This is a genomic window from Azospirillum mesophilum, assembly GCF_053470405.2.
Genome location: NZ_JBPXMQ020000003.1, coordinates 100,764 through 124,684 on the forward strand (window position 1 = coordinate 100,764; position 23,921 = coordinate 124,684).

23 protein-coding genes and 1 tRNA gene are annotated in these 23,921 nt (G+C 68.8%); 18 read left to right on the top strand and 6 right to left on the bottom strand.

Annotated features, from left to right (window positions below):
• The first annotated feature begins 35 nt into the window (after positions 1-35).
• Complete coding sequence (locus ACSVC7_RS04655; RefSeq protein WP_448203257.1) at positions 36-626, top strand: GNAT family N-acetyltransferase; 591 nt, start codon at positions 36-38, stop codon at positions 624-626.
• Positions 627-672: 46 nt separating this feature from the next.
• Here the strand turns inward: ACSVC7_RS04655 and prmB are convergent, their stop codons facing one another.
• The 3 genes from prmB to ACSVC7_RS04670 are packed head-to-tail and all read right to left on the bottom strand — an operon-like array spanning position 673 to position 3,027.
• Complete coding sequence (gene prmB, locus ACSVC7_RS04660) at positions 673-1,617, bottom strand: 50S ribosomal protein L3 N(5)-glutamine methyltransferase (RefSeq protein WP_448203258.1); 945 nt, start codon at positions 1,615-1,617, stop codon at positions 673-675.
• Entirely contained in the window at positions 1,618-1,959 is a 342-nt protein-coding gene (gene arsC, locus ACSVC7_RS04665) for an arsenate reductase (glutaredoxin) (RefSeq protein ID WP_448203259.1), read from the bottom strand.
• Between the two features lie 39 nt (positions 1,960-1,998).
• Positions 1,999-3,027: a DUF3298 domain-containing protein gene (locus tag ACSVC7_RS04670; protein ID WP_448203260.1), complete on the bottom strand. Its 1,029-nt coding sequence runs from the start codon at positions 3,025-3,027 to the stop codon at positions 1,999-2,001.
• A gap of 220 nt (positions 3,028-3,247) precedes the next feature.
• Here ACSVC7_RS04670 and serA point away from each other — a divergent pair, with 220 nt between their 5' ends.
• From serA to ACSVC7_RS04705, 7 genes are all read left to right on the top strand, one after another.
• A complete protein-coding gene (gene serA, locus ACSVC7_RS04675) occupies positions 3,248-4,495 on the top strand; it encodes a phosphoglycerate dehydrogenase (protein ID WP_448203261.1) in 1,248 nt (415 codons plus the stop codon).
• 68 nt (positions 4,496-4,563) lie between these two features.
• Positions 4,564-5,277, top strand: a complete 714-nt coding sequence (locus ACSVC7_RS04680) for a hypothetical protein (RefSeq protein ID WP_448203262.1) — start codon at positions 4,564-4,566, stop codon at positions 5,275-5,277.
• 109 nt (positions 5,278-5,386) lie between these two features.
• Positions 5,387-6,232 (top strand): PIG-L deacetylase family protein, encoded by an 846-nt coding sequence (locus ACSVC7_RS04685; protein WP_448203263.1) that lies wholly within the window; start codon positions 5,387-5,389, stop codon positions 6,230-6,232.
• Positions 6,223-7,278: a glycosyltransferase gene (locus tag ACSVC7_RS04690; protein ID WP_448203264.1), complete on the top strand. Its 1,056-nt coding sequence runs from the start codon at positions 6,223-6,225 to the stop codon at positions 7,276-7,278. Before ACSVC7_RS04685 ends, ACSVC7_RS04690 begins: the two co-directional genes overlap by 10 nt.
• Positions 7,278-8,315 (top strand): GNAT family N-acetyltransferase, encoded by a 1,038-nt coding sequence (locus tag ACSVC7_RS04695; protein WP_448203265.1) that lies wholly within the window; start codon positions 7,278-7,280, stop codon positions 8,313-8,315. The genes ACSVC7_RS04690 and ACSVC7_RS04695 overlap by 1 nt, the downstream gene beginning before the upstream one ends.
• The gene (locus ACSVC7_RS04700) at positions 8,312-9,130 is read left to right on the top strand and encodes a hypothetical protein (RefSeq protein WP_448203266.1); all 819 of its coding nucleotides are present in this window, start codon (positions 8,312-8,314) and stop codon (positions 9,128-9,130) included. The genes ACSVC7_RS04695 and ACSVC7_RS04700 overlap by 4 nt, the downstream gene beginning before the upstream one ends.
• A complete protein-coding gene (locus tag ACSVC7_RS04705) occupies positions 9,123-9,638 on the top strand; it encodes a GNAT family N-acetyltransferase (protein ID WP_448203267.1) in 516 nt (171 codons plus the stop codon). Before ACSVC7_RS04700 ends, ACSVC7_RS04705 begins: the two co-directional genes overlap by 8 nt.
• Positions 9,639-9,748: 110 nt before the next feature.
• On the opposite strand, the gene ACSVC7_RS04710 is transcribed toward ACSVC7_RS04705, so the two are convergent.
• Together ACSVC7_RS04710 and ACSVC7_RS04715 are read right to left on the bottom strand one after the other, a co-directional pair.
• Positions 9,749-10,057, bottom strand: a complete 309-nt coding sequence (locus ACSVC7_RS04710) for an HNH endonuclease (protein WP_448203268.1) — start codon at positions 10,055-10,057, stop codon at positions 9,749-9,751.
• A 7-nt stretch (positions 10,058-10,064) separates the two neighbouring features.
• A complete protein-coding gene (locus ACSVC7_RS04715) occupies positions 10,065-13,160 on the bottom strand; it encodes a response regulator (protein WP_448203269.1) in 3,096 nt (1,031 codons plus the stop codon).
• A gap of 178 nt (positions 13,161-13,338) precedes the next feature.
• On the opposite strand from ACSVC7_RS04715, the gene ACSVC7_RS04720 reads away from it, so the two are divergent.
• On the top strand, positions 13,339-13,662 hold the full coding sequence (locus ACSVC7_RS04720) for a hypothetical protein (RefSeq protein ID WP_448203270.1): 324 nt from the start codon (positions 13,339-13,341) through the stop codon (positions 13,660-13,662).
• A 50-nt stretch (positions 13,663-13,712) separates the two neighbouring features.
• On the top strand, positions 13,713-13,982 hold the full coding sequence (locus ACSVC7_RS04725; protein WP_448203271.1) for a hypothetical protein: 270 nt from the start codon (positions 13,713-13,715) through the stop codon (positions 13,980-13,982).
• A gap of 98 nt (positions 13,983-14,080) precedes the next feature.
• On the opposite strand, the gene carA is transcribed toward ACSVC7_RS04725, so the two are convergent.
• Positions 14,081-15,256, bottom strand: a complete 1,176-nt coding sequence (gene carA, locus ACSVC7_RS04730; protein WP_448203272.1) for a glutamine-hydrolyzing carbamoyl-phosphate synthase small subunit — start codon at positions 15,254-15,256, stop codon at positions 14,081-14,083.
• 305 nt (positions 15,257-15,561) lie between these two features.
• Here carA and ACSVC7_RS04735 point away from each other — a divergent pair, with 305 nt between their 5' ends.
• From ACSVC7_RS04735 to ACSVC7_RS04770, 8 genes are all read left to right on the top strand, one after another.
• Entirely contained in the window at positions 15,562-16,023 is a 462-nt protein-coding gene (locus ACSVC7_RS04735) for a GatB/YqeY domain-containing protein (protein ID WP_448203273.1), read from the top strand.
• 110 nt (positions 16,024-16,133) lie between these two features.
• Positions 16,134-18,050 carry a DNA primase gene (gene dnaG, locus ACSVC7_RS04740; protein WP_448203274.1) on the top strand — a complete coding sequence of 639 codons (1,917 nt, stop codon included), beginning with the start codon at positions 16,134-16,136 and terminating at the stop codon, positions 18,048-18,050.
• Between the two features lie 156 nt (positions 18,051-18,206).
• On the top strand, positions 18,207-20,174 hold the full coding sequence (rpoD, locus tag ACSVC7_RS04745; protein ID WP_448203275.1) for an RNA polymerase sigma factor RpoD: 1,968 nt from the start codon (positions 18,207-18,209) through the stop codon (positions 20,172-20,174).
• 128 nt (positions 20,175-20,302) lie between these two features.
• Positions 20,303-20,378: transfer RNA gene (locus ACSVC7_RS04750), tRNA-Ile, on the top strand.
• A gap of 253 nt (positions 20,379-20,631) precedes the next feature.
• Positions 20,632-20,841 (top strand): cold-shock protein, encoded by a 210-nt coding sequence (locus ACSVC7_RS04755; RefSeq protein ID WP_448203276.1) that lies wholly within the window; start codon positions 20,632-20,634, stop codon positions 20,839-20,841.
• 132 nt (positions 20,842-20,973) lie between these two features.
• Positions 20,974-21,507 (top strand): translation initiation factor IF-3, encoded by a 534-nt coding sequence (gene infC, locus ACSVC7_RS04760; RefSeq protein WP_448203512.1) that lies wholly within the window; start codon positions 20,974-20,976, stop codon positions 21,505-21,507.
• Between the two features lie 177 nt (positions 21,508-21,684).
• Positions 21,685-23,457: an SLC13 family permease gene (locus tag ACSVC7_RS04765; RefSeq protein ID WP_448203277.1), complete on the top strand. Its 1,773-nt coding sequence runs from the start codon at positions 21,685-21,687 to the stop codon at positions 23,455-23,457.
• A 20-nt stretch (positions 23,458-23,477) separates the two neighbouring features.
• Positions 23,478-23,909, top strand: coding sequence for a CBS domain-containing protein (locus tag ACSVC7_RS04770; RefSeq protein ID WP_448203278.1), 432 nt, complete (start codon positions 23,478-23,480; stop codon positions 23,907-23,909).
• Positions 23,910-23,921: the final 12 nt, after the last annotated feature.

The following is a 23,921-nucleotide window of genomic DNA, read 5'->3' on the forward strand; positions in this document are numbered from 1 at the left end:
AAACAAACGAGAAAACGGAACTCAGGACGACCATCATGCCGCAACCGGACGTCATCATCCGCCCAGCCTTGCCCGACGACGCGCCGGATATGGCGCGGCTGATCGACATGGCCGGCGGCGGGGTCTACGAGTTCCTGCTGGACGGGCTGGTACCCGGCCTCACCGCGGCGGAGATGCTGGTGCCGGGGCTGGCCGGTACGGCGGGATCCTTCTCCCACCGCCATTCCGGCGTGGCGGAGGTGAGGGGCGAAATCGTCGGCGTTGCGCACGCCTATCCGGTGGACTGGATGAAGTCCCAGGACTACACCGGTCTTCCCCCCGAGCGGCTGGCCCACATCACCGATTTCAACGGGACACAGGACTGGGGCAGCTACTTCCTGTCGGCGCTGGCCGTCGATCCGTCCTGGCGCCGCCGGGGCATCGCCGCGCGCCTCCTGTCGTGGGTGTACGGCCGGGCGCGCAGCGGCGGCTTCGACCGGGTGACATTGCACGTCTGGGCCGACAACGCGCCGGCGCAGTGCCTCTACCTCAAGGAAGGCTTCCAGGAGGTTGCGCGCGCTGCCGTTCCCTGGCACGAACGCCTGCCGCACGAGGGCGGAAGCATTCTGATGCGGCGGCGGGTGTAGAAAGCCCCCTCCCATCGGGGATGGGAGAGGGGAAGCAGGGGGCAGTTTATTTCCCGCCGGCCTTCAGCTGGTCGCGGGTCAGCCAGAAAACCTCGCCGAAGCTGTTGGCCGTCTCCACCCAGAAGAAGTCCAGGTCCGGATACTCGGCTTCCAGGATCTCGCGTCCCGTGCCGAACTCGCAGAGCAGGCCGCCTTCCGGCGTCAGGTGCTTCGGCGCTTCCTTCAGGATGCGGCGCACGATGTCCAGCCCGTCCTCGCCCGAGGCCAGCGCCAGTTCCGGCTCGTGCCGGAACTCCGGCGGCAGGTTCGCCATCGCCTCGGCGTCCACATAGGGCGGGTTGGTGATGATGACGTCGTACTTGCGGTTCTTCAGCGGCGCGAACAGGTCGCCCTGGTGCAGGGTGATGCGGTCCTCGAAGCCGCTGTCGGCGACGTTGCGCTTGGCGACCTCCAGCGCGTCGGCGGACAGGTCCACCGCGTCCACCTGAGCCTCCGGGAAGATCCGCGCCGCGAGGATGGCGAGGCAGCCGGAGCCGGTGCACAGGTCCAGCACCCGCTCCACCTCCGTCGGGTCCTCCACCAGCGTGAAGTCGTCGCCGCCGATCAGGTCGGAGAACAGGATCTCCCCGATGTAGGAGCGCGGCACGATCACCCGCTCGTCCACATAGAAGGGGATGCCCTGGATGTAGGCCTTGTTCAGCAGGTAGGTGGCCGGCTTGCGCGTCTCCACGCGGGCGTGCAGCAGCTCCGCGACCCGCCGGCGCTCCGGCGTGGTCAGCCGGGCATCCAGATAGGGCTCCAGCTGGTCGATGGGCAGGTTCAGCCCTTCCAGCACCATGAAGACCGCCTCGTCGAAGGCGGTGCTGGTGCCGTGGCCGTATTCGATCTCCGCCTCGTTGAAGCGGCTGACGCCGTAGCGGATCAGGTCGCGGACCGTGCGCAGCTCGGCGGCGGCGGTCTCGGCGGTGAGGCCCAGGGTCTTTTCGGTCACTTACAGGATCTCCAGAACGCTTTCCGGCGGGCGGCCGACGCGGGCCTTGTCGCCCTTGACGACGATGGGACGCTCGATGGCGGTGGGGTTGGCAACCATGGCGGCGATCAGGGCGTCGCCGTCCAGATCCTTGGCGATCCCGGCCTCCGCCGCCTCCTTGCTGCGCAGGATGTCGCGCGGCCCCTTGCCCAGCTTGCCCAGGATGGCCTTCAGCTCCTCCGCCGAGGGCGGGGTCTTGAGATATTCGACGACGGTCGGCGCGATGCCCTTGGACTGCAGCAGCTCCAGCGTCTGGCGCGACTTGGTGCAGCGCGGGTTGTGGTAGATGGTCACGTCGGACACGGCAAAGCCTCGCGTTTCTTGCTGTTGGTTGGGGGCGGATCAGGAGCGCTTCGGCGGCAGCGGACTGTCCGGCTTGAAATAGGGAGTCAGCAGCGCGTAGGGAACGGCCACCTCGCGCGGGCCTACGGCGTAGGCGGCGACCTCGTAGGCGTTGAAGACGATCACGGCGCGGTCGGGCTCCAGCCGCCAGTGGACGAGGTCGGGGACGAGAGCGGCCACATTTTCCCCGGCGCCCTCGTCCAGTTCGAAATCGTCGGCCTTGGCTTGCCGTTTCAGGTCGGCCATGGCGTGCGCCGCGACCGCCTTTTCCCACCCGCTGCCCGCGGCGAAGACGTCGGCCGCGGTCAGGGCCTTGCGCCGCTGGAGATCGACGTGCAGCGCGGACGCGGTGCCGGTCCCATGCGCGGCCCCGGCGCCGTATTCGTAGAAGTCGAACTGCACGGACATCAGCCGGGGCGTGGCGAGGGTGATCCGGTAACCGATGTCGAGGGTCGACATCATGTCGGGCTCCGGAACGTCGTCGGAGACCGTCTCCTTCAGGAATTGGTTGACCACCGTGCGGACCTGCCGTTCCGCCAGCGGATTGAAGGCGTCCGCGCCGGCGATGGAGGCCGGCAGCACCGGATAGCTGGCGTCGATCTGGTAGTGCTTGGCCTTGTTCGTCTCGGCGATGCGCTTCGGCTCGGCCAGCGCCGTGATCGGCAGACCGTCGCGCACCAGCTCCAGATCGTCGATGCGCGCCAGCACCGACCAGCGCATGCAGTCGACCAGCGTGGCGCGGTTGTCCGGGCCGATCTTCGTGGAGGACTTCAGGTCGCAACGGCTGTTGCGCAGCGTGACCCAGGCGCGCTGCTGGCCGCGCAGCCGGTCGCGGACCCCGGCATCGAGTCCCTGTGCCTGCACGGCCTCCATCAGGGATTTGTAGGCCGCCGCCATGCGTTCGTCGGCGCGGGACAGATCCGGGTCGGCGCAGATCAGGATCTCGTCCGGGGTCTTCGCCTTGGTGCAGTCGAAGCTGGCGGCCCTCGCCGCCGGCGAACCGGCCAGAACGGCGAGCGTGACCGCCATGAGAAGACCCCTGCCGCCCGACGCCATGCCCGATCCTCCGCCAATTGGTTCGGAACCAGACATACACCCGCCCCGCGCGTCGCGCCAAGCCGCCATGCGAAAGGAGGTGCCGCGGCGCAACATCCCTCGCGTGACAAGGTCGCCTCTTGGTATTACCTTGCGCGCTCTCTTTCTACGACGGCCCGCCGAGGCGGGGCCACCAGATGGACGGATGCCGGCCGTGACGAAGCTTTCGCTCTCCAAGGACAAGATCAACATCCTGCTGCTGGAAGGCGTTCACGACAACGCCATCAACGAGCTGGCGCATGGGGGCTACGCCACCGTGGAGCGCCTGCCGCACGCGCTGGACGAATCGGAGCTGCTGGAGCGCATCGGCTCGGTCCACATGCTGGGCATCCGCTCGCGCACCCATCTGACCGCCAAGGTGCTGGAGGCGGCGACCCGCCTGTTCAGCGTCGGCTGCTTCTGCATCGGCACCAACCAAGTGGATCTGAAGGCGGCCCGCCGACTCGGCATTCCCGTCTTCAACGCCCCGTATTCCAACACCCGTTCGGTGGCGGAGCTGGTGATCGGCGAGATCATCATGCTGATGCGCGGCATCTTCCCGAAGTCGAACCTCGTCCACGGCGGCGGCTGGATGAAGTCGGCCAAGGACAGCTACGAGATCCGCGGCAAGACGCTGGGCATCGTCGGCTACGGCCACATCGGCACGCAGGTGTCGATCCTGGCCGAGTCCATGGGCATGAAGGTCCGCTACTACGACATCGTGAACAAGCTGGCGCTCGGCAACGCGCAGCCCTGCCACTCGCTGGAGGAGCTGCTGGCCGTGTCCGACGTGGTCACGCTGCACGTCCCCGACACCCCGCAGACCCGCAACATGATCGGCGAGGCGCAGGTCCGCGGCATGAAGAAGGGTGCCCACCTGATCAACGCCGCCCGCGGCCAGGTCGTGGTGATCGAGGCGCTGGCCCAGGCGCTGAAGGACAGGCACCTGATCGGCGCCGCCATCGACGTGTTCCCGAAGGAGCCGGGCGGCGACAAGGAGGTGTTCGAAAGCGCGTTGCGCGGCCTGGACAACGTCATCCTGACCCCGCACATCGGCGGCTCGACCATGGAGGCGCAGGCGAACATCGGCACCGAAGTGGCGCAGAAGCTGATCGAGTATTCGGACAACGGCTCGACCATGGGGGCCGTGAACTTCCCGCAGGTCGGCCTGCCGGTGCACGAGGGCTGCACCCGCTTCCTGCACGTTCACGAGAACCGTCCGGGCGTGCTGCGCAAAATCAACGAGGTCTTCTCCGGCCGCAACCTGAACATCGCCGCCCAGTATCTCCAGACCGACCCGGAGCTGGGCTACGTCGTGGTGGACGTGGACGGCGAGGTGGACGAGAACGAGGTGGCGAACGACCTGCGCGCCATCGAAGGCACGCTGAAGGCCCGCTTCCTCTACCCCGGCAAGCGCGGCTGAGGCCGTAAAGCGCGGCCCTTGCCGTTTTCGGCGGAAATGCCGACATTTGCGGGATGGCGCTTCGTCGGATGTCCTTGCTGTCTGCCGTGTTGGCCCTGGCCGGGGCCGGGATGCTCACAGCATCGCCGGCCGCGGCCCAGGCCGGCGGGGCCTGTCCGCGCTTCGGCCCCATCGAGGTGAAGGTCGAGTTCCAGGTCGCGCAGCTCAAGCGCGACTATGGGCGCTCGCTGGCACAGCTCGCCTCCATGCCCGGTCGGGCGCCGGGGCCGGCGGGGGCGTCCGGCGGGCACATCCTGGGCCTTGCCCACGCCCGCTATGGGGAGCAGTCGCAGCTCGGTGCGCTGGTCCAGCCGATGGGCGACGGCACCTACTGCGGCGGCGCCAACGCGCTGACCGTCACTTTCGGTTTTCAGGAACGCATCATTTATGTCGCCCGCGAGCTGCCGCAGGGCAGCTGCATCCACCGCGAGGTGCTGAACCATGAGATGAAGCACATCGCCGTGGACGAGCAGTTGCTGCGGGAGTTCGGGCCGACCATCAAGCACCGGCTCGAAGGCGTGCTGGCGCAGACCAGACCGGTGCGCGCCCGGTCCAAGGATCAGGCGATGAACGTCCTCCGGCAGCCGGTGGACGCCGCCCTGCGCCAGATGATGGCGGAGTTCGGCAAGGAGCGCGACCGGCGGCAGGCCCAGGTGGATACGGTGGCCGAATACGAACGGGTCAGCCGGTCCTGCGACGGCGAAATCAACCGGTATATCCCCAAGGGCAAGGGGCGCCTCTGACCGGCTCCTGAACCGCCTCTGTAGCATTGGCTAACGCTCCGGAGTTCCGGAACCGCGCTCCGGCGGGTCTGTTTGGCTCTCGCACCGTCCGAAACCGCGAAGAGCCGACATGCCTTTCCCCTGCCTCGACGAGGCGCCATCCGCGTCCCGCCAGCAGTTGCCCTTCGACCATCGCCAGCGCGCGCTCGTCGTCGTGGCCCACCCCGATGACGAGACCATAGGGGCCGGCGCGCAGCTCGGCCGGTTCGCCGCGATCCGCATCCTGCACACGACCGACGGCGCCCCCCGCACCGGGCTGGACGCCGAGGCCGCCGGCTGCGCTTCCGCCGCCGACTACGCCGCCCTGCGCCGGACGGAGCTGGAACGGGCGCTGGCCGTGGCGGGCCTTGCGGAGGACCGGCTCGACGGGCTGGGCTTCGCCGACCAGGACGCCTCCTTCCATCTGGCGGCGCTGACCCGGCTGGTGATGCACCGCATCGAGGACTGGCGGCCGGACGTGGTGCTGACCCACGCCTACGAGGGCGGCCATCCCGACCACGACGCCACCGCCTTCGCCGTGCACGCCGCCTGCGCTCTTTTCGACGAGGCGGCTCCGGAGATCGTGGAGATGGCGGGGTATCATGGTGGGCCAGGGGGCGGGGAGGGGCACACGACCTATCAGGACTTCCTTCCCTATCCCGGGATCCCCGTCTGCACGGTCGCCCTGGACGAGGCCGGCCGGTCGCTGAAGCGGCGGATGCTCGACGCGCACGCCAGCCAGGCCCGCACGCTCGCTCCCTTCTGCGACGACGTGGAACGGTTCCGCCGCGCCCCGGCCTACGACTTCACGCGGCCGCCGCACGACGGGATGCTGCACTACGACCGCTATTCCTGGGGCATGACGGGGGAGCGCTGGCGCGCGCTCGCCACCGAAGCCCTGCGCACGCTGGGGCTGGAGGGCGCCGGATGCCTCTGACCGTGCTGAGCGTCGCCTATCCCTTCGCCCCCGTCGGTCCCGACGCGGTCGGCGGGGCGGAGCAGGTGTTGAGCACGCTCGACCGCGCGCTGGTCGCCGCCGGCCATCGCTCCCTGGTCGTGGCGTGCGAGGGATCGTCAGTCGCGGGGACGCTGCTGCCGGTGCCGGCGGTGCACGGGCGTATCGACGAGGCGGTGCGCGGCGCGGTCCACGCCGCCGTGCGCCGCACCGTCCGCGTGGCGCTGGCGCGCCATCCCGTCGATCTGGTGCATTTGCACGGGATCGACTTTGCCCAGTGCCTGCCGCCGCCGGGCGTGCCGGCCTTGGTCACGCTGCACCTGCCGCCGGGCTGGTACGCGCCGGAAGCCCTGGCCACGCGCCGTCCGGACACGCATCTGGTCTGCGTCTCCGCCTCCCAGCATCGGGCTTGCCCGCCGGGCGTCCGGCTGCTGCCGCCCATCCCCAACGGGGTCGCGGTGGAGCGCTTCGCCGCCCGCCTGACCAAGCGCCGCTTCGCCCTGGCGATGAGCCGGGTCTGCCCGGAGAAGGGCATCCACCTCGCCCTCGACGCCGCCGGGCGCGCCGGGGTGCCGCTGCTGATCGGCGGGCGGGTGTTTCCCTACGAGGCGCACGAGCGTTACTTCGCGGAGGAGGTCCGGCCGCGCCTCGGCGGGGGCAGCCGCTTCCTCGGCCCGGTCGGCGGCGCCCGCAAGCGCCGGCTGCTCGCGGCGGCCCGCTGCCTTCTGGTGCCGAGCCTCGCGCCGGAGACCAGTTCCCTGGTCGCCATGGAGGCGATGGCCAGCGGCACGCCGGTGGTCGCCTTCCCCAACGGCGCCCTTCCGGACATCGTGGAACCCGGCGTCACCGGCTTCATCGTCCGGGACGCGGCGGAGATGGCCGCCGCCATCGCCGAGGCCGGGCGCCTCGACCCCGACGCCTGCCGCGCCGCCGCGCGGGCGCGCTTCTCGGCGCGGCGCATGGCGGGCGCCTATCTCGACCTCTACGCCCGGCTGTCCGGCCGGGCCGTCAACGCGGGAGCGGCGTGATGCACGCAAGCCTTGGTCACGGTTTGGTCCCCACCATCCCCGGCATCGACGCCACCGGCATCCGCATCATTGCCGCGCGCAGCGACGCGGCGCTGGAGGCGCTGGCCGCACCCTGGGCCGGCCTGTGGCGGCGCGTGCCCGACGCCACGCCGTTCCAGCATCCGGCGTGGCTGATCCCCTGGTGGCGCGCCTTCGCCCATGGGGACTTATGGGTGCTGGGACTCTACCGCCGGGTCCGTCTGGTCGGCGTTCTGCCGCTCTACCGGGAGGGCGACCGCCTGCTGCCGGTGGGCGTCGGCGTCACCGACCTGCTGGACGCGCTGGTGGAGCCGGACGTGCCGCTCGCCCCGGTGCTGGCGGCCATCCCCGGCTTGACCGGCTGCGGCACCGTCGAGTTTCCGGCGCTGCCGCCCTGGTCGCCGCTGCTTCGCCTCGATCCCCCGCCGGGCTGGAGCGCGGAGGGCGGGGCGTCGGACGTCTGCCCTGTGCTGCCCCTGCCGCCGACCGCCGGCAGCCTGGAAGCCGTGCTCCCCGCCGGGCAGCTGCGGAACCTGCGCCACACGGCCCGTCGGGCGGAGCGGGCCGGCGGCGTGACGGTGGAGACGGCCACGCCGCACACCGCCGGCGGCATGCTGGAGGATTTGTTCCGCCTGCACGCGGCGCGCTGGTCCAGCCGGGGCGAGCCCGGCGTGCTCGCCGACCCGGCGGTGCAGAGCTTCCACCGGGCTGCGGTGCCGGCGCTGGCCCAGGCCGGGCTTTTGCGGATGCACCGGCTGCGCATCGGCGGGCGGCTGGCCGCCGTGCATTACGGGCTCGGCGACGGTCGGCGGTCCTACTACTACCTCGGCGGCTTCGACCCGGACTTTGCGCCGCAGGGGCCGGGCGTGCTGGCGGTCGGTCACGCCATCGCCGAGGCCCTGCGCGAGGGGGCGGCCGAGTTCCACTTCCTGCGCGGGCGGGAGCCCTACAAGTACCGCTGGGGCGCCATGGACCAGCCCAGCATGACCCAGCGCTTCTCGGCCGGAGACGAGGCATGAACCGCCCCATCGGGGTCCGCTGGACCATCGGAGACGTCAGCCCGCGCGGGTTCGAGGCGTTGCGTCTGTCCATCTGGGGCGCGTGGCGGCTGTTCGGGCCGGAGGCGCGCTACGCCGTCGTCGTCAACGCCATGCCCCCGGACACCGCGCGGAAGCGCACGGGGCCGGTGCCCGACGCCGTGGACTGGCAGCCGGCGGGCGGGCTGCCGGACTTCCTGCGCGACCACCTCGGCGCCGATATGGCGGAGGGGGTGGCCTGGAAGTTCGCCCCCATGCGCTGCTTCCCCGACCGGTACGAGCTGTCGCTGGACAACGACTGCATCCTCTGGGACCTGCCCGACGCCATGCGCGCCTGGCTGGGGGAGGATGAGCCGCGCTGCCTGATCGCCGCCGACGTGACTCTGGCCCACGGTGCCTTTACTCACCTGACCCGCGAGGAGCCGCGCAACGCCGGCATCCGTGGCCTGCCCCCGGGCCACGACCTCGGCGCCGCCGTCCGCGAGGTGCTGACCCGGCATCCCGTCCCGTTGCAGTCGGAGCTGGACGAGCAGGGCCTCCAGGTGGTGGCGCTCGACGTCGGACGGCCGGCGCACGTCGTCTCGCTGGCGGACGTGTCGCTCTGCTCGCCCTTCTGGCCAAAGACGCCGGAGCTGGGGCGGGGGGGCGCGCATTTCGTCGGGCTGAACGCGCGCTCACTGCCCTGGACCTACTACGACCGCCCGGCGACCGAGTGCGTCATCGAGAACTGGCAGCGCCACCGACCGGAGTTGTACCGCCGCGTCGGCCTGACCGAACCGGCGCTGTCCGATGGATGAGCTGGAGGAGCTTGGGCGGGCGACCCTGGCCGTCCCCATGACCATCCGCCTCTGCACCGAGGCGGACCTGCCGGCGCTCGAATGGATGGGGCTCTACAGCCCGCACCGGGCGGTGATCCGCGCGGCGTTCGACGCGCAGCAACGCGGCGACGGGCTGATGCTGCTGGGCGTCACCGCCGGCTTCCCGGTCGGGCAGGTGTGGATCGACCTCGCCCGCAAACGGGGGGAAGGGACGGCGGTCCTGTGGGCGGTGCGGACCTTCTACCCTCTGCAAGGCGCCGGCATCGGCCGCCACCTCCTGGCTGCCGCCGAGCGGCTGTTGCGGGAGCGCGGCATCGCGCGCGCGGAACTGGGCGTCGAGCGTGCCAACGACGCGGCGCGGCGCTTCTACGAGCGCAACGGCTGGCGCGTGACGGGGCCGCTGAACGAAGCCTTCCGCTTCACGACGTCGCAAGGGCAGGTGATGGAAGAAACTTTGGAGCAGTGGTTGATGGTCAAGGATCTTTGAAGCGTAGGTTGGGTTAAGGCGAAGCCGCAACCCAACATCTTCCCTGTACCGTGTCTGTTGGGTTTCGCTGGCGCTCAACCCAACCTACGAATTTCGAAACGGTATAACACTTACCGTTTCTTCTTCCCCCGGCCGGAATTGTGCCGGTCGATGAATTCGGGGGGCTTGCGGGCGACCCAGCGCAGGAAGGCGGCGATCTGCGGGTGGGTGCGCAGGCTTTCCACGGTGTGATAGTGGTCCCGCAGTTCCTGCTCGCTCAGCACCGCGTGGATCTTGGCGTGGCAGATGCGGTGCATGGTCACCGTCTCGCGCCCGCCGTAGGTTCGGGGAACGAGGTGGTGCTCGTTCAGGCTCGGCCCCGGCACCATCGGCCGGCTGCACAGCGGACAGGGCGGGTGGGACGACTCCTGCGGCGGCATGGAGCCGTCATTGCGCGGCGGCGACGGCGGATGGAGGGGAGAGCGCCGCCTGGATGCGCTGCACCAGATCGTCGGCCATATAAGGCTTCTGAATGATGACCAGCCCCTCCACCGCCGCCGCCTTGGGGATTTCGGCGTAGCCGGTGACCATCAGGACGGGCAGATCCGGCCACGTTGCGCGCAGCTCGCGGATCAGTTCCAGGCCCGTCATGCCGGGCATCGCGTAGTCGGTCAGCACGAGGTCCACATCCGGTGCACGGCCCAACACCTCCAGCGCCTCCGGTCCGCTGGAGGCCTCCATGATGTGGAAACCGGCCTGCTCCAGAACCGTTGCGGTGGCCATGCGGACGAGCGGTTCGTCCTCGACCACCAGGATGGTGGCGGCGCGGCAGGGCGGCAGGGCGTCCGCCGCTGCGTTCTCGGCTTCCGCATGCGCGTCCTCGGCCTCGGCGCGCGGCAGGTAGAGCGCTACGGTGGTGCCGGCGCCGATCCGGGTGTCGAGAGTCACCGTGCCGCCGGACTGAGCGGCCAGTCCATGCACCATTGACAGGCCGAGACCGGTGCCGTGCCCGACGCCCTTGGTGGTGAAGAAGGGTTCGAAGGCGCGGGCGGCGACCTCCGCGCTCATGCCGCTGCCGGTGTCGGCGACGGTGATGCGCACGCAGTCCCCGGCGGCGAGGTCGAGCGGGCGGCCCTCGCTGAGGTCGGGGCAGTTTCCGGTGCCGATGGTCAGCGTGCCGCCGTCCGGCATGGCATCGCGCGCGTTGATGGCCAGGTTGAGGATGGCCATTTCCAGCTGGTTCGGGTCCACCCGCGCGGCCCACAGGCCGGGCTCCGTCTCCGTCACGATGCGGATGGTGCCGCCCAGCGTCCGCTCCAGCAGCCCGCCCATGCCCTGGACGAGGGCGCCAATGTCCACTGCCTTCGGCTCCAGCCGCTGGCGGCGCGAGAAGGCCAGGAGATGCTGGGTCAGCGTGGCGCCGCGCTCCACGGCCTTGGTGGCCATGTCCAGCGCCCGCGCGGTTGGCGGGCTCACGCCGTCACGTTCCCCCTGCATCTGGATGAGGTAAAGGGCGGAGCCGATGGCCTGCAGCAGGTTGTTGAAGTCGTGCGCGATGCCTCCGGTCAGCTGGCCGATGGCTTCCATCTTGCGGACTTGGTGCAGCGTCTCCTCGGCTTGGCGCAGGGCTTCCTGGGTGCGCTCGCGCTCGCTCACGTCGCGGGCGACGAGGAAGGCGCCGATGCGGCGGCCGCTGGAATCGACCATGCTGCCGAAGGCCAGTTCGTAGCGCTGCCGCCTCAGGGCCGGGTTGCCGACCTTGGCGACCACGGTGAAGCGCTCGCCGGCCAGCGCGCGGCCCCACAACGCCCGCGCCTTTTCCTCGGAGCCGGGAAGGCCGCGCATGGTGTCCAGCAGGCAATGGCCGATCTCCGGCCGCTGGCCGTACAGAGCCTCGATCTCGCGCTGGTAGGCGCCGTTGAACAGGATGAAGCGCAGGTCCTGGTCCACCGCGACGATCATGTCGGTGGAGCTTTCGATGATCGCGGCGAACAGCCGGCGGTCGGCGGCGTGGCGGTCCACCAGCTCGCCCAGCTGCTCCTCATGGGCGCGGCGGCGCTCGGTCACGTCTTCCAGCAGGCCGACGGCCCGCGCCGCCGTGGGGGCGGCGTCGGCGAGGAAGGCGCCGCGCATCACCAGCCAGCGGACCTGCCCATCGGGGAATCCGACCGGGAACTCCACCTCGAATTCGCCGGTGGCGGGGCCTTCGCGGTAGAGGGCGCTGCGCACGGCGTCGCGGTGCTCCGCCGATACGTTGCGGATCCAGGCCTCCAGCGAGGAGCCGGCGTCCATCGGCATCCCAAGCAGTTCCGCGGTGCGCTCCGATCCCTGGAACCGCCCCCGGCGGGCATCGAAGCGCCAGACGCCCAGCCCGACCGCGTCCATGGCGAGCCGCTGCTGCGCCTCGCTGTCGCGCAGGCGCTGCGCGGTGTCGCGGAGCGCGCCGGCGACCTCGTTCACCTCGCGGACCGGGGTGCGCTCGATCATGCCCAGGGTGGCCGACGGATCGTTGCTTCCGAGCGCCAGCGCCGAATCGGCCAGCGCGGCGACCGGCCCGGCGATTCGCCGCCCGACCACCAGCGCCATCATCAGACTAAAGATCAGGATGATGCCGCCGCCGGTCAGCACCAGCAGCACGGAGCGGCGCATCGGCTCGGCGATGATGGTCTGCGGCACGCCGACCGCGACCGTCCAGCCCGACAGCTCGGACCGGGCGTAGGCGCTGAACAGGGCGACGCCCTCGCGCGTGGTGCCCGAGAAGGTGCCGGCCTGCGCGGCCGAGGTCACCCGGAACACCTCCGGCGACACCGGCGTGCCGGTGAAGGCGCTCGCCGCCTCGGTGCGCGTGACGAAGATGCCCTGACGGTCCCAGATCCCGGCAATCCACCCGTCCGGCAGCCCTTGGCGCTTCAGCACGCTGGCGAGGACCTCCGTCGGCACGCTCAGCGCCAGCACGCGGCGGGGCTGGCCTTCGCGCAGGACCGGAACGGCGATGGCGACCAGCGGGCGCCCGGCGACGGCGCCGTTGAACACCTCCGACACCTGGGTCTGGCCGGTGTCCGCCGCCCGCCGGATCATGCCCGGTACGGCCGCCACGGGCAGGGGTTCGCCGTAGGGGCGGCGCGTGTTGGTGATCTGCTGGCCGTGCGCGTCGGTCAGCACGATGTGGATGCCTTCGCGGCGGATGTCCTTGTTGCGCAGAACCTCGTTGGCCTGCCGGTGGAATCCCGCGAAGTCGTCCATCGCCAGATAATGAGAGCTTGTCAGCACCTGGAGCGCCGCGGCCATCGACGACAGCTCGCGGTCGATGGCGACCGCCAGCGTTCGGGCGAGATCCTGCCCGGAGCGCTCGATGGCGGCGCTTTGCGTCTCGGCCATGCGGATCACGGTCCAACCGGCGAACCCCAGCATGGGCAGCATCGCGGCCATGACCAGCAGGACCAACCCCGACCGGAGCGACAGTCCTTCGGTCGAGGCGCGGCCAATGCGGGAATGCCGTTTCTTGTTGGCCTGTGCGTCGGCAACCTGCTCTTGCGCGGGCACGGGTGCGCATACTCCCGTATTAATGGCAACGGACAACGCGTTACCATCGCAGAGTTCGCATGCGATGAACACGACTTAATTCGTACAACGCGACCGATCGGTGAAGGAAGGCGCGGAACCGCGCGGAGCCCCGTCTGTTGGCGGATGATGAGGCAACCAAACGATGTGGGTGGCCAGCATGGATGACCGTGCCCCGAACAGCAGCCGCGCCAACAACGTCGGTGCCGGCCCCGGAACGGGAGATCCGCGCCCAGACTATCCCGGCGGATCGCCGGTCGATGTGCGGGACGGCATGTTGCGGTCCCACGCCCGCGTGGAAGGTGTGGGCGACCGCGCCGGCGAGCCGATTCCCGGCCCCGCCAGCAACGCCGCCTCGCGCAACGCCATCCGGTCCACCGTCACCCCGTCCTCCACCCGAACGGGTTGGTCCGCGGGCGGCATGGCGATTCCGGCCCTGCTGGTCGTGGCGGTGATCCTGGCGCTGATGGCCCTGATCCTCTGAGACTGCCCACCCTGAGGTTGCCTTGGGGAAGCGTGCAAGGAGGAGAGTCTATGTCCGACAAGAAGAATGAGCGGAGCGGTGCCGACTGGCAGACCACCGGCCAAGCACCGTTCGACGAGCGCGAAGGCCCGATGACCACGCCGCGCCCGCAGCAGTCCAGCGATCGGAAGGCCGCGGACAAGGAGGGCGATAAGCCGGCCGGCCAAAAGGGCGAATGCGACGACACGCACTTTGCCCAAGCCGCTGGTTCGCCCGGCGGCCGTGGGGGCACAACCCCCTACGGCGGGGTGAAACGGGTGCAGCCCCGGACGCAGAAATAGCGATCCCCGGGTCATGAGCCCCGAAACGCGAAAAGGAGCCGCGAGCGGCTCCTTTTCTTTTCCGGCTTTCAGATGCCTAGCGTTCAAACGTCTAGCGCTCAGGCCTGAGCCTTGCCGTCCATCAGGGCGACGAAACGGTCGAACAGATAGTGGCTGTCCTGCGGGCCGGGCGAGGCTTCCGGGTGGTACTGCACCGAGAAGACCGGCTTGCCCTTCAGGCGGATGCCCTCGTTGCTGCCGTCGAACAGGCTGACGTGGGTCACCTCGGCGTCGGCGGGCAGGGTCTCCTCCATCACCACGAAGCCGTGGTTCTGGCTGGTGATCTCCACGCGGCCGGTGGCGAGGTCCTTCACCGGGTGGTTCGCGCCGCGGTGGCCCAGCGCCATCTTCTTCGTCTTGGCGCCCAGCGCCAGCGACAGCATCTGGTGGCCCAGGCAGATGCCGAACATCGGCAGGCCGGTGTCGATCAGCTTGCGGATGGTCGGAACCGCATACTCGCCGGTGGCGGCGGGGTCGCCGGGGCCGTTGGACAGGAAGACGCCGTCCGGCTTGTGGCGCATCACGTCCTCGGCCGTGGCGTTGCCCGGCACGACCGTGACCTTGCAACCGGCGGCGGCGAGGCAGCGCAGAATGTTGCGCTTGGCGCCGAAGTCCATCGCCACGACGTGGAAGCGCGGGGTCTCCTGCTTGCCGTAGCCCTGGCCGAGGGTCCAGGCGCTCTCGTCCCAGCCGTAGGTCTGGCGGCAGGAGACGTCCTTGGCGAGGTCCATGCCCTCCAGCCCCGGCCAGCCCTTGGCCTTGGCGACCAGCGCGTCGATGTCGAACTTGCCGTCCGGCGCGTGGGCGACGACGCCGTTGGGCGCGCCCAGGTCGCGGATGCGGCGGGTCAGGCGGCGGGTGTCCACCCCGGCCAGCCCGACGAGGCCGTAGCTCTTCAGCCAGTCGTCCAGGTGCCGGGTGGCGCGCCAGTTCGACGGGTCGGTGATGTCGGCGCGCAGGATCAGGCCGCGCGCGGCGGGGGTCACCGTTTCGATGTCTTCCAGGTTGGCGCCGGTGTTGCCGATGTGCGGGAAGGTGAAGGTGATGATCTGCCCGGCGTAGCTGGGGTCGGTCAGGATTTCCTGATAGCCGGTCATCGAGGTGTTGAAGCACACCTCACCCACCGAATCTCCCACAGCACCGATGCCTCGGCCCTTGAAGACGGTGCCGTCGGCCAGAACCAGGACACCGGTGTAAGCGCCGGCATCGCCCGCCGGGAGAGTCGATTGAGCCATCCTTCAGACCTTATCAAGAGCCGCCGCGGGCCACGAAATCCCTCATTCGCGGAACGGCGACGGCGCGTTCGTCCCGCTTAGGCGCACGCGAAGACCATCGCACCGGGGTCTTGCCGATCCGGCCCGTTCGGGCGGTCGGTCGGAGCCTGGTCGATTGGTCGGGTCGGGTGGGCCGGCCCACTCTATATGACGATTGGCAGTCCGATTTCCAGCGGTCCGTTTGCATGGTCGCGATGCTTCCGCCGTGGACGGCGGGATTGGCCTCTGGAATAATCTCCGGCCCCACTCAACACGAGGAAGCAACCATGCTGCGCACGCGGCTGAACGACGCCCTGAAGGACGCCATGCGCGCCAAGAACCAGCGCGCGGTCTCCACCGTCCGCCTGATCCTGGCGGCGCTGAAGGACCGGGACATCGCGGCGCGCTCGCGCGGCGTCATGGACGGTATCGACGAGACGGAGATGCTGTCGATGCTCCAGTCCATGATCAAGCAGCGCGGCGAATCGATCAAGATGTACGAGCAGGGCGGCCGCCAGGAACTGGCCGACCAGGAGCGGGAGGAGATCGCCGTCATCGAGGGCTTCCTGCCCACGCAGATGTCCGACGAGGAGGTCGCCGCCGCCGTGAAGGCCGTCGCGGCCGAGGTCGGCGCCGCCAGCGTCAAGGACATGGGCAAGGTCATGGCGGAGCTGAAGGCGCGCTACGCCGGCCAGATGGACTTCGCCAAGGTCAGCGGTGTTGTGAAGCAGCAGCTTTCCGGCGGCTGAACCTCTTAAAGTTTCAGGGGTATTAGGCCAAATGCGGGCGGAGCCGTTGGTGTGGCCGGCGGCGTTCTGCTATAGGGTTTCGCCCATCCCGTCACCGGTGTCGCCCGCCCATGGCCTTCCCGCCCCAATTCCTGGAGGAGTTGCGCACCCGTCTGGCGCTGTCGGACGTGGTGAGCAAGCGCATGCGCCTGATCCGCGCCGGGCGCGAGTACAAGGCCCCGTGCCCGTTCCACAACGAAAAGACCCCGTCCTTCTACGTCAACGACCAGAAGGGCTTCTTTCACTGCTTCGGCTGCGGCGCGCACGGCGACATCATCGGCTTCGTCATGCGCCACGACAACCTTGCCTTCCCGGAGGCGGTGGAGGCGCTGGCGGGCGAGGCGGGGCTGCCGGTCCCCCGCGCCACCGAAGAGGACAAGCAGCGTTACGAGCGGCGCAAGACGCTCCACGACCTCATCGAGCAGGCCGCGCGCTGGTTCGAGCAGCAACTCTACGCCCCAGCGGGCCGGGCGGGGCTGGAGTATTTCCAGCGCCGCGGCCTGGACATGGAGACGATGGCGCGCTTCCGCCTGGGCTTCGCCCCCGGCGATTCCGGGGCGCTGCGCCAGCATCTGTTGAAGCTGAACTTCGCGGAAGAGGACATGGTCACCGCCGGCCTGCTGAAGCGGCCGGAGGACGGGCGGACGCCCTACAGCTTCTTCCGCAACCGCGTCATCTTCCCGGTGACCGACCGGCGCGGGCAGGTGGTCGCCTTCGGCGGCCGCATCCTGGAGGGTGACGGCCCGAAATACGTCAACACCGCCGACACGCCGCTCTTCCACAAGGGCACGCTGCTCTACGGCCTGTCGCGGGCGCGGCAGGCGGCGGCGGACGGCAAGCCGGTGATCGTCGCCGAAGGCTACATGGACGTCATCGCGCTGGTCCGCGCCGGCTTCGAGGGCGCCGTGGCGCCGCTCGGCACCGCGCTCACCGAGACGCAGGTGCAGGAGCTGTGGAAGCTGATCCCCGACGCGGAGAAGGTGCCCTTCCTCTGCTTCGACGGCGACAACGCCGGGCGGCGCGCCGCCTGGAAGGCGGTGGACCGCATCCTGCCGCACCTCGCGCCCGGCCATTCCGCCCGCGTCGCCTTCCTGCCGGAAGGGGAGGATCCCGACAGCCTGATCCGCGTCCACGGCCCCCGCGCCATGCAGGAGGTGCTGGGCGAGGCCATTCCGCTGTCCGAGGCGGTCTGGCGCATGGAGACGGAAGGCAAGCCCACCGACACCCCCGAATCGAAGGCGGCCGTCAAAGCCGCGCTGGAGGCGCGGGTGGGACAGATTGCCGACCGCGACGTGCAGATCTTCTATCGCACGGAGATGCGCCGCCGCGTGGACGAGGCCTTTGCGCCGCCGCCGCGCCCCCGTTTCGAGCGGGGACCCTGGCAGCCGGGCCAGCGCTCGGGTTCATGGCCGGGGCAACCGCAGCGTCGGCACGTTCCCGGCCTGCCGGGCCAGCGGACGGCACCCCCGCCGGGCCACAAGCGCCGGAATCCGGGAAATATGGCCTCCGCGCGGGAACGTGTTCTTTTGGCCGTGATTATCAACCACCCTGAGCTGTTTGACGAGTTGGGAGAGCCGCTCGGCATGCTCCCGTTCGCCGATCCGGCGCTCGACGAACTGCGTCGTGCGGTGATCGAATCGCTGGCCGGACATCCGCAAAACGACTCGGGACTTGACGCAGCATCGCTTTGTCGCCACTTGTCATCCGCCGGCTTTGATACCATTGTCGGCTCTCTGCTAAGCGAGTCGACCTATGTCCATGCTGGCTTCGCACGACCGGAAGCTTCCGCTTTGGAAGCCAAAAGGGGGTGGTGGCCGACATGGAGGCATCTGCATCACCGGCAGGTGATGGCCGATTTGCGGGAAGCGGAGGCGGCTTTGACGCGTGACAACAGCGAAGCGAATTTCGCGCGGGTCGTGGCCCTTCAACAGGAGGTCATCAGGTCCGGAATGGGAATGACGGATGACGAGGATCTCGACGATGCCTAGACGCCATGGCGACCGGGCATCGAACGAACGGGCCGAGCCGGACAGGGTTCGGGGGCGTGCACGACCGGGTTAAGCAGGTGCGGATCGACGGCGGGGGGCCGCTGTGGTGCGTGCTTTTTTATTGTTCTTATGGGGTAATGCGGGGGCATCGATCGCATGGCCACGAAAGCTGCGAACAGCGTTGAAGTTTCGGAAGCCCGGGAAGAGTCCGGTGATGGTCCGCTCATGGACGGCATGGGTCTTGCCGTCAAGAAGATGATCGCACGCGGCAAGGAGCGCGGCTACGTCACCTATGACGAGCTGAACGCCGCCCTGCCGCAGGATACGTCGTCTTCCGAGCAGATCGAAGACACGATGGCCATGCTCTCGGAAATGGGCATCAACATCGTCGAATCGGAAGAGCAGGACAACGAAGGCAACGCCGCCGCCGATGGCGAGGGCGAAGGCCGTTCGGCGGGCAACCTGGACGACGACGACATCGGCCGCACCGACGACCCGGTGCGCATGTACCTGCGTGAGATGGGCTCGGTCGAGCTGCTGTCCCGCGAAGGCGAGATCGCGATCGCCAAGCGCATCGAGGCCGGCCGCGAGATGATGATCGGCGCGATCTGCGAATCGCCGCTGACCATCCGCGCGATCCTTGAGTGGCACGACGCCCTCATGGAAGGGAAGATGCTGCTGCGCGACATCATCGACCTGGACGCCACCTACGGCGGCGGCCCGGACGGTGAGGAGATGCCCGAGGGTCTGGCCGAGGTGGTCGAAGCCACCGGCGGCGAAGAGGAGTCCGAGGAGGAGCGTCCGCCGCGCCCCGAGGGCGAGGGCGAGGAAGAGGACGGCGAGGACGGCGAGAACAGCCTCTCCCTGTCGGCCATGGAAGCCGCGCTGAAGCCCCAGGTCATCGAGACCTTCGAGAAGATCAAGGCGACCTACGACAAGCTGCACAAGCTGCACGAGGGCCGCATCGCGGCCATCCAGCGCGGCGAGGACGTCGCCAAGCAGTCGGACAAGAAGTACGACAAGCTCAAGACCGAGATGGTCGAGCTGATGAACACGGTGCGCCTGAACAACCAGCGCATCGAGCAGCTTGTCGAGCAGCTCTACGCCCTGAACCGCAAGCTGACCGGCTTCGAAGGCAAGCTGCTGCGCATGGCGACCGACTGCCGCGTGAAGCGCGAGGACTTCCTGAACCAGTATTTCGGCCACGAGCTGGACCCGAACTGGCTGGAGCGCATCCGTGGGCTGAACCCCAAGACCTGGGGCAAGTTCTACGACAAGTACGAGAACGACATCCGCAAGACGCGTGAAGGCGTTGCGGGTATCTCGGACGAAGCCAAGCTGCCGATCAGCGAATTCCGCCGCATCGTCTCCACCGTCCAGAAGGGCGAGAAGGAAGCGAGCCGCGCGAAGAAGGAGATGGTGGAGGCCAACCTGCGCCTCGTCATCTCCATCGCCAAGAAGTACACGAACCGCGGCCTGCAGTTCCTGGACCTGATCCAGGAGGGCAACATCGGCCTGATGAAGGCGGTGGACAAGTTCGAGTACCGGCGCGGCTACAAGTTCTCGACCTACGCGACGTGGTGGATTCGCCAGGCGATCACCCGCTCCATCGCGGACCAGGCGCGGACCATCCGCATCCCGGTCCACATGATCGAGACGATCAACAAGCTGGTCCGCACCAGCCGCCAGATGCTGCACGAGATCGGCCGCGAGCCGACCCCGGAGGAACTGGCCGAGCGTCTGATGATGCCGCTGGAGAAGGTGCGCAAGGTCCTGAAGATCGCCAAGGAGCCGATCTCCCTCGAAACGCCGATCGGCGACGAGGAAGATTCGCATCTCGGCGACTTCATCGAGGACAAGAACGCGGTCCTGCCGCTCGACGCCGCCATCCAGGCGAACCTGCGCGAGACGACGACCCGCGTGCTGGCCTCGCTGACCCCGCGCGAGGAGCGCGTGCTGCGCATGCGCTTCGGCATCGGCATGAACACCGACCACACGCTCGAAGAGGTGGGTCAGCAGTTCAACGTGACGCGCGAGCGCATCCGCCAGATCGAGGCGAAGGCCCTGCGCAAGCTGAAGCACCCCTCGCGGTCGCGCAAGCTGCGCAGCTTCCTCGATACCTGAGCGGGGAATACGATCGAATGGAAAACGGGGGCCTTCGGGTCCCCGTTTTTCGTTTCGGCACGTCGCGGTTGTCGAACGGGGTTGCACCGGACCCCGGTTCTGGAGCACATTCTGGCTCCCTCGGGATAGGGCCTGTAGTTCAGCGGTTAGAACGCGCCGCTCATAACGGTGTTGTCGTCGGTTCGAATCCGGCCGGGCCCACCATCCTCTTCCATCCTTCTTTTTCCTTGAAGGCTTGGCGCCGCGCATCGGATGGGAAGGCCCCCGGTCGCCGCAAAATGGTCGAGAGGCGTGCGTTTCTTCTTGTATGCCACTCTCACTAGGCCCATCTTGAAACGATCGAAGTTGCTCTGGGGTATGCGCTCTCCGGCCCATCCGTGGGTCTGGGTCTCTTCCTGAAGTGAGTTTGATGCCCCTCTCATGTCGGGTTGGGCAACGCCAGAAAGGGAACAGACCCATGGCTATCGGTACCGTGAAGTGGTTCAACAGCACCAAGGGTTATGGCTTCATCCAGCCGGAAGACGGCACTGCGGACGTGTTCGTCCACATCTCCGCCGTCGAGCGTTCCGGGGTGGGCAACCTGAACGAGGGCCAGAAGCTGTCGTTCGAAGCCGTTCGTGACCCGCGCCGGGGCAAGGTTTCGGCCGAGAACCTGCGCGCGCTCTGAGCGCCGCAGGATCACTGACCGGAAAGGGCCGTTCCGAAAGGGCGGCTCTTTCATCAATCGAACAGGACGGACGATCACCGTGCCGTCAGGCCGCCCCGGGCCGTTCCGGGCATTTGATATTGGAGACTGGACATAGCCAAGCTCTACGATGCGGATCCGGTCCGCGAAGGTCCGCGCATCAATCGGGAAATCACCGCGCGCACGGTGCGTCTCGTCGGCGCCAACGGGGAGATGATCGGTGTCGTCTCGCTGCGGGACGCGTTCGACGCGGCGGCGGATGCCGAACTCGATCTCGTTGAGGTCGCGCCCCAGGCGGAGCCTCCTGTCTGCAAGATCCTCGACTACGGCCGGTACCGGTTCGAGGAGCAGAAGAAGGCTAACGAGGCCCGCAAGAAGCAGAAGATCATCGAGATCAAGGAGCTGAAGCTCCGGCCGAACATCGATGACAACGACTACGACGTGAAGATGCGGGCCGCGAAGCGCTTCCTCGAAGAGGGCGACAAGGTCAAGCTGACCATGCGCTTCCGAGGTCGCGAAATGGCGCACCAGGATCTGGGCATGAACGTGCTGATCCGTGTCCGGGACCAGTTCCAGGACATCGCCAAGGTCGAGCAGATGCCCCGCATGGAAGGGCGTATGATGGTCATGGTCATCGCGCCGCGCTGACCCTTTCCATCCTCCTCTTCCGCAGACGCCGGCGGAGCGCGATCCTGCGCTTCCGACCGGCGGTCCGGCACCTTCCCAGTGAGGCGGCCCGGCGGAAAACGCCGCTCGCGGGAACATCACCCTAAGATGCGCGGTTACGCTCCCACGGATTTCCCCGGTGGCAGCACGGATCGTCGCATGACATTGCCGCAGTTCATGGCCTTCGCCCTCGTCGCCGCCGTCGTGGCGATGCTGGTGTGGAATAGGCTGCGCTACGATGTCGTGGCCCTGCTCGCCCTGCTGGCCGCGGTGGCCCTGGGGCTGGTTCCGGCGAAGGAGGCCTTTTCGGGCTTCGCCGACGATATCGTCATCATCATCGCTTCCGCGCTGATCGTCAGCGCGGGCATCGCGCGGTCCGGCGTGATCGACGCGCTGGTGCGGCCCATGGCGCCGAAGCTCAACACGCCCACCCGCCAGATCGCCTTCCTCTGCGGGGCCGTGGCCTTCATGTCGGCGCTGATGAAGAACATCGGGGCGCTGGCGATCTTCCTTCCCATCACCATGCAGCTGGCCCGCCGGCACCGCACGGGGGCGCACCGCGTTCTGATGCCCATGTCCTTCGCCTCGCTGATGGGCGGGTTGATGACGCTGGTTGGGACCTCGCCGAACATCATCGTGTCGCGTGTCAGGACCGAGATGATCGGGCAGCCCTTCGCGATGTTCGACTATCTTCCCGTCGGGCTGGGCATCACCATCGCCGGTCTGGCCTTCCTCACCGTCGGCTGGCGGTTGCTGCCGGAGCACCGCAGCGGCACCCGCTCGGCGGAGGAGACCTTTGCGGTCGAGAACTACGGCAGCGAAATGCGGCTGCCGGCCGACTCGCCCTTCGTCGGGCGCACCGTGCGCGACCTGGAAGCGTTGGCGGAGGCCGAGGCGAAGGTCATCGGCCTGATCCGCGAGCGGTTCCGCCGCTATGTGCCCGACGCCCATTGGACGCTTCTGTCCGACGACGTGGTGGTTCTGGAAGGCGACGCGCCGGCCTTGCAGAAGATCGTCCGCGGCGCCGAGCTGGAGCCGGTCGGCAGCTTCGCGGCCACGGACGGCGGCGAACTGCTGGTGGTCGAGGCGGTGGTGACGCCCGACTCGCCGCTGGTCGGCCAGTCCGTGCGCCGGCTCGACCCGCTCGGCCGGTTCGGCTTCAGCCTTCTCGCGGTCGGACGAAGCGGGGAGCGGCTGACCCAGCGCCTGCACCATGTCGTGTTCCGGGAGGGGGACCTTCTGCTGCTCCAGGTCCCGGCGGAGCGCTATCCCGACGCGCTGGCCGACGCCAACCTGATTCCGCTGGCGGAGCGTCACCTGCAACTGGGCCGCCGCCGGCCGGCCTGGGTTCCGGTGGGCATCGTGGTCGTCACGATGCTGGTCGTCGGCTTCCATCTGGCATCGCTGCCGATCACCTTTCTCGCTGCCGCGACGGCCATGGTCGTGACCGGCGTGCTGACGGTGGACGAGGCCTACCACGCCGTGGAATGGCCGATCCTGATCCTGCTGGCCGCCCTGATCCCGGTCAGCGGCACGCTGGAGAGCACCGGGGCTACACAGGTGATCTCCGGCCTTCTGGCCGACGCGGCGCGTAACCTGCCGGCGGTGGCCTGCGTGGCGCTGATCATGGCGGCGGCCATGGCGGTCACGCCGTTCCTGAACAACGCGGCGACGGTGCTGGTCATGGCGCCCATCGGGGCCGGCGTGGCGCAGCAGCTTGGGCTCAGCCCCGATCCCTTCCTGATGGCTGTGGCGGTCGGCGCCGGCAGCGACTTCCTGACGCCCATCGGCCACCAGTGCAACACGCTGGTCATGGCCCCCGGGGGCTACCGGTTCGGCGACTATTCCAGGCTGGGCGGGCCGCTGTCGCTGATCATCCTGGTGCTGGGGACCTGGCTGATCGTCATGGTCTGGCCGCTCGGCGGGCACTGAAGAGCGGGGGAGGGGAAAGCATGCTCGTGTCCGACATCATGGCGAAGGCGCTGGAGTTCATCGCCCCCGACGCCACCGTTCAGGAGGCCGCCGTGCTGATGGGCGAACTGGACGTCGGCGCCCTGCCGGTCGGCTCGCCGGAGGATTTGCAGGGGATCGTCACCGACCGCGACATCCTGTTCCGCGTGGTGGCAGAAGGGGGCGACAACGCCCGCACCCGCGTGCGCGACGTGATGTCCACGACGGTGTTCAGTTGCCGGGAGACCGACACGCTGGCCACGGCCATGGACATCATGGGCTCCTACCACGTCCGCCGCCTGCCGGTGCTGAACGAGGCGGGACTCGTGGTGGGGTGGGTGACGCTGACCGACGTGTCGCGGCGCCTTCTGCTGGAGACGGGTGCCGTGCGCGAGGCGCTGAGCGAACTGAGCGCGAGCGGGGGCGAGGGGTAGGGGGCAGAAGTG

Bases quoted from the DNA above. Each gene is read 5' to 3' on its own strand.
- ACSVC7_RS04690 (WP_448203264.1), top strand. From the start codon at position 6,223: ATGCCTCTGACCGTGCTGAGCGTCGCCTATCCCTTCGCCCCCGTCGGT.
- ACSVC7_RS04720 (WP_448203270.1), top strand. From the start codon at position 13,339: ATGGATGACCGTGCCCCGAACAGCAGCCGCGCCAACAACGTCGGTGCC.
- ACSVC7_RS04755 (WP_448203276.1), top strand. From the start codon at position 20,632: ATGGCTATCGGTACCGTGAAGTGGTTCAACAGCACCAAGGGTTATGGC.
- ACSVC7_RS04700 (WP_448203266.1), top strand. From the start codon at position 8,312: ATGAACCGCCCCATCGGGGTCCGCTGGACCATCGGAGACGTCAGCCCG.
- ACSVC7_RS04670 (WP_448203260.1), bottom strand. From the start codon at position 3,027: ATGGCGGTCACGCTCGCCGTTCTGGCCGGTTCGCCGGCGGCGAGGGCC.
- dnaG (WP_448203274.1), top strand. From the start codon at position 16,134: ATGGCCTTCCCGCCCCAATTCCTGGAGGAGTTGCGCACCCGTCTGGCG.
- ACSVC7_RS04655 (WP_448203257.1), top strand. From the start codon at position 36: ATGCCGCAACCGGACGTCATCATCCGCCCAGCCTTGCCCGACGACGCG.
- ACSVC7_RS04765 (WP_448203277.1), top strand. From the start codon at position 21,685: ATGACATTGCCGCAGTTCATGGCCTTCGCCCTCGTCGCCGCCGTCGTG.
- ACSVC7_RS04725 (WP_448203271.1), top strand. From the start codon at position 13,713: ATGTCCGACAAGAAGAATGAGCGGAGCGGTGCCGACTGGCAGACCACC.
- carA (WP_448203272.1), bottom strand. From the start codon at position 15,256: ATGGCTCAATCGACTCTCCCGGCGGGCGATGCCGGCGCTTACACCGGT.
- rpoD (WP_448203275.1), top strand. From the start codon at position 18,207: ATGGCCACGAAAGCTGCGAACAGCGTTGAAGTTTCGGAAGCCCGGGAA.
- ACSVC7_RS04685 (WP_448203263.1), top strand. From the start codon at position 5,387: ATGCCTTTCCCCTGCCTCGACGAGGCGCCATCCGCGTCCCGCCAGCAG.
- ACSVC7_RS04680 (WP_448203262.1), top strand. From the start codon at position 4,564: ATGTCCTTGCTGTCTGCCGTGTTGGCCCTGGCCGGGGCCGGGATGCTC.
- ACSVC7_RS04735 (WP_448203273.1), top strand. From the start codon at position 15,562: ATGCTGCGCACGCGGCTGAACGACGCCCTGAAGGACGCCATGCGCGCC.
- ACSVC7_RS04770 (WP_448203278.1), top strand. From the start codon at position 23,478: ATGCTCGTGTCCGACATCATGGCGAAGGCGCTGGAGTTCATCGCCCCC.
- ACSVC7_RS04695 (WP_448203265.1), top strand. From the start codon at position 7,278: ATGCACGCAAGCCTTGGTCACGGTTTGGTCCCCACCATCCCCGGCATC.
- ACSVC7_RS04710 (WP_448203268.1), bottom strand. From the start codon at position 10,057: ATGCCGCCGCAGGAGTCGTCCCACCCGCCCTGTCCGCTGTGCAGCCGG.
- ACSVC7_RS04705 (WP_448203267.1), top strand. From the start codon at position 9,123: ATGGATGAGCTGGAGGAGCTTGGGCGGGCGACCCTGGCCGTCCCCATG.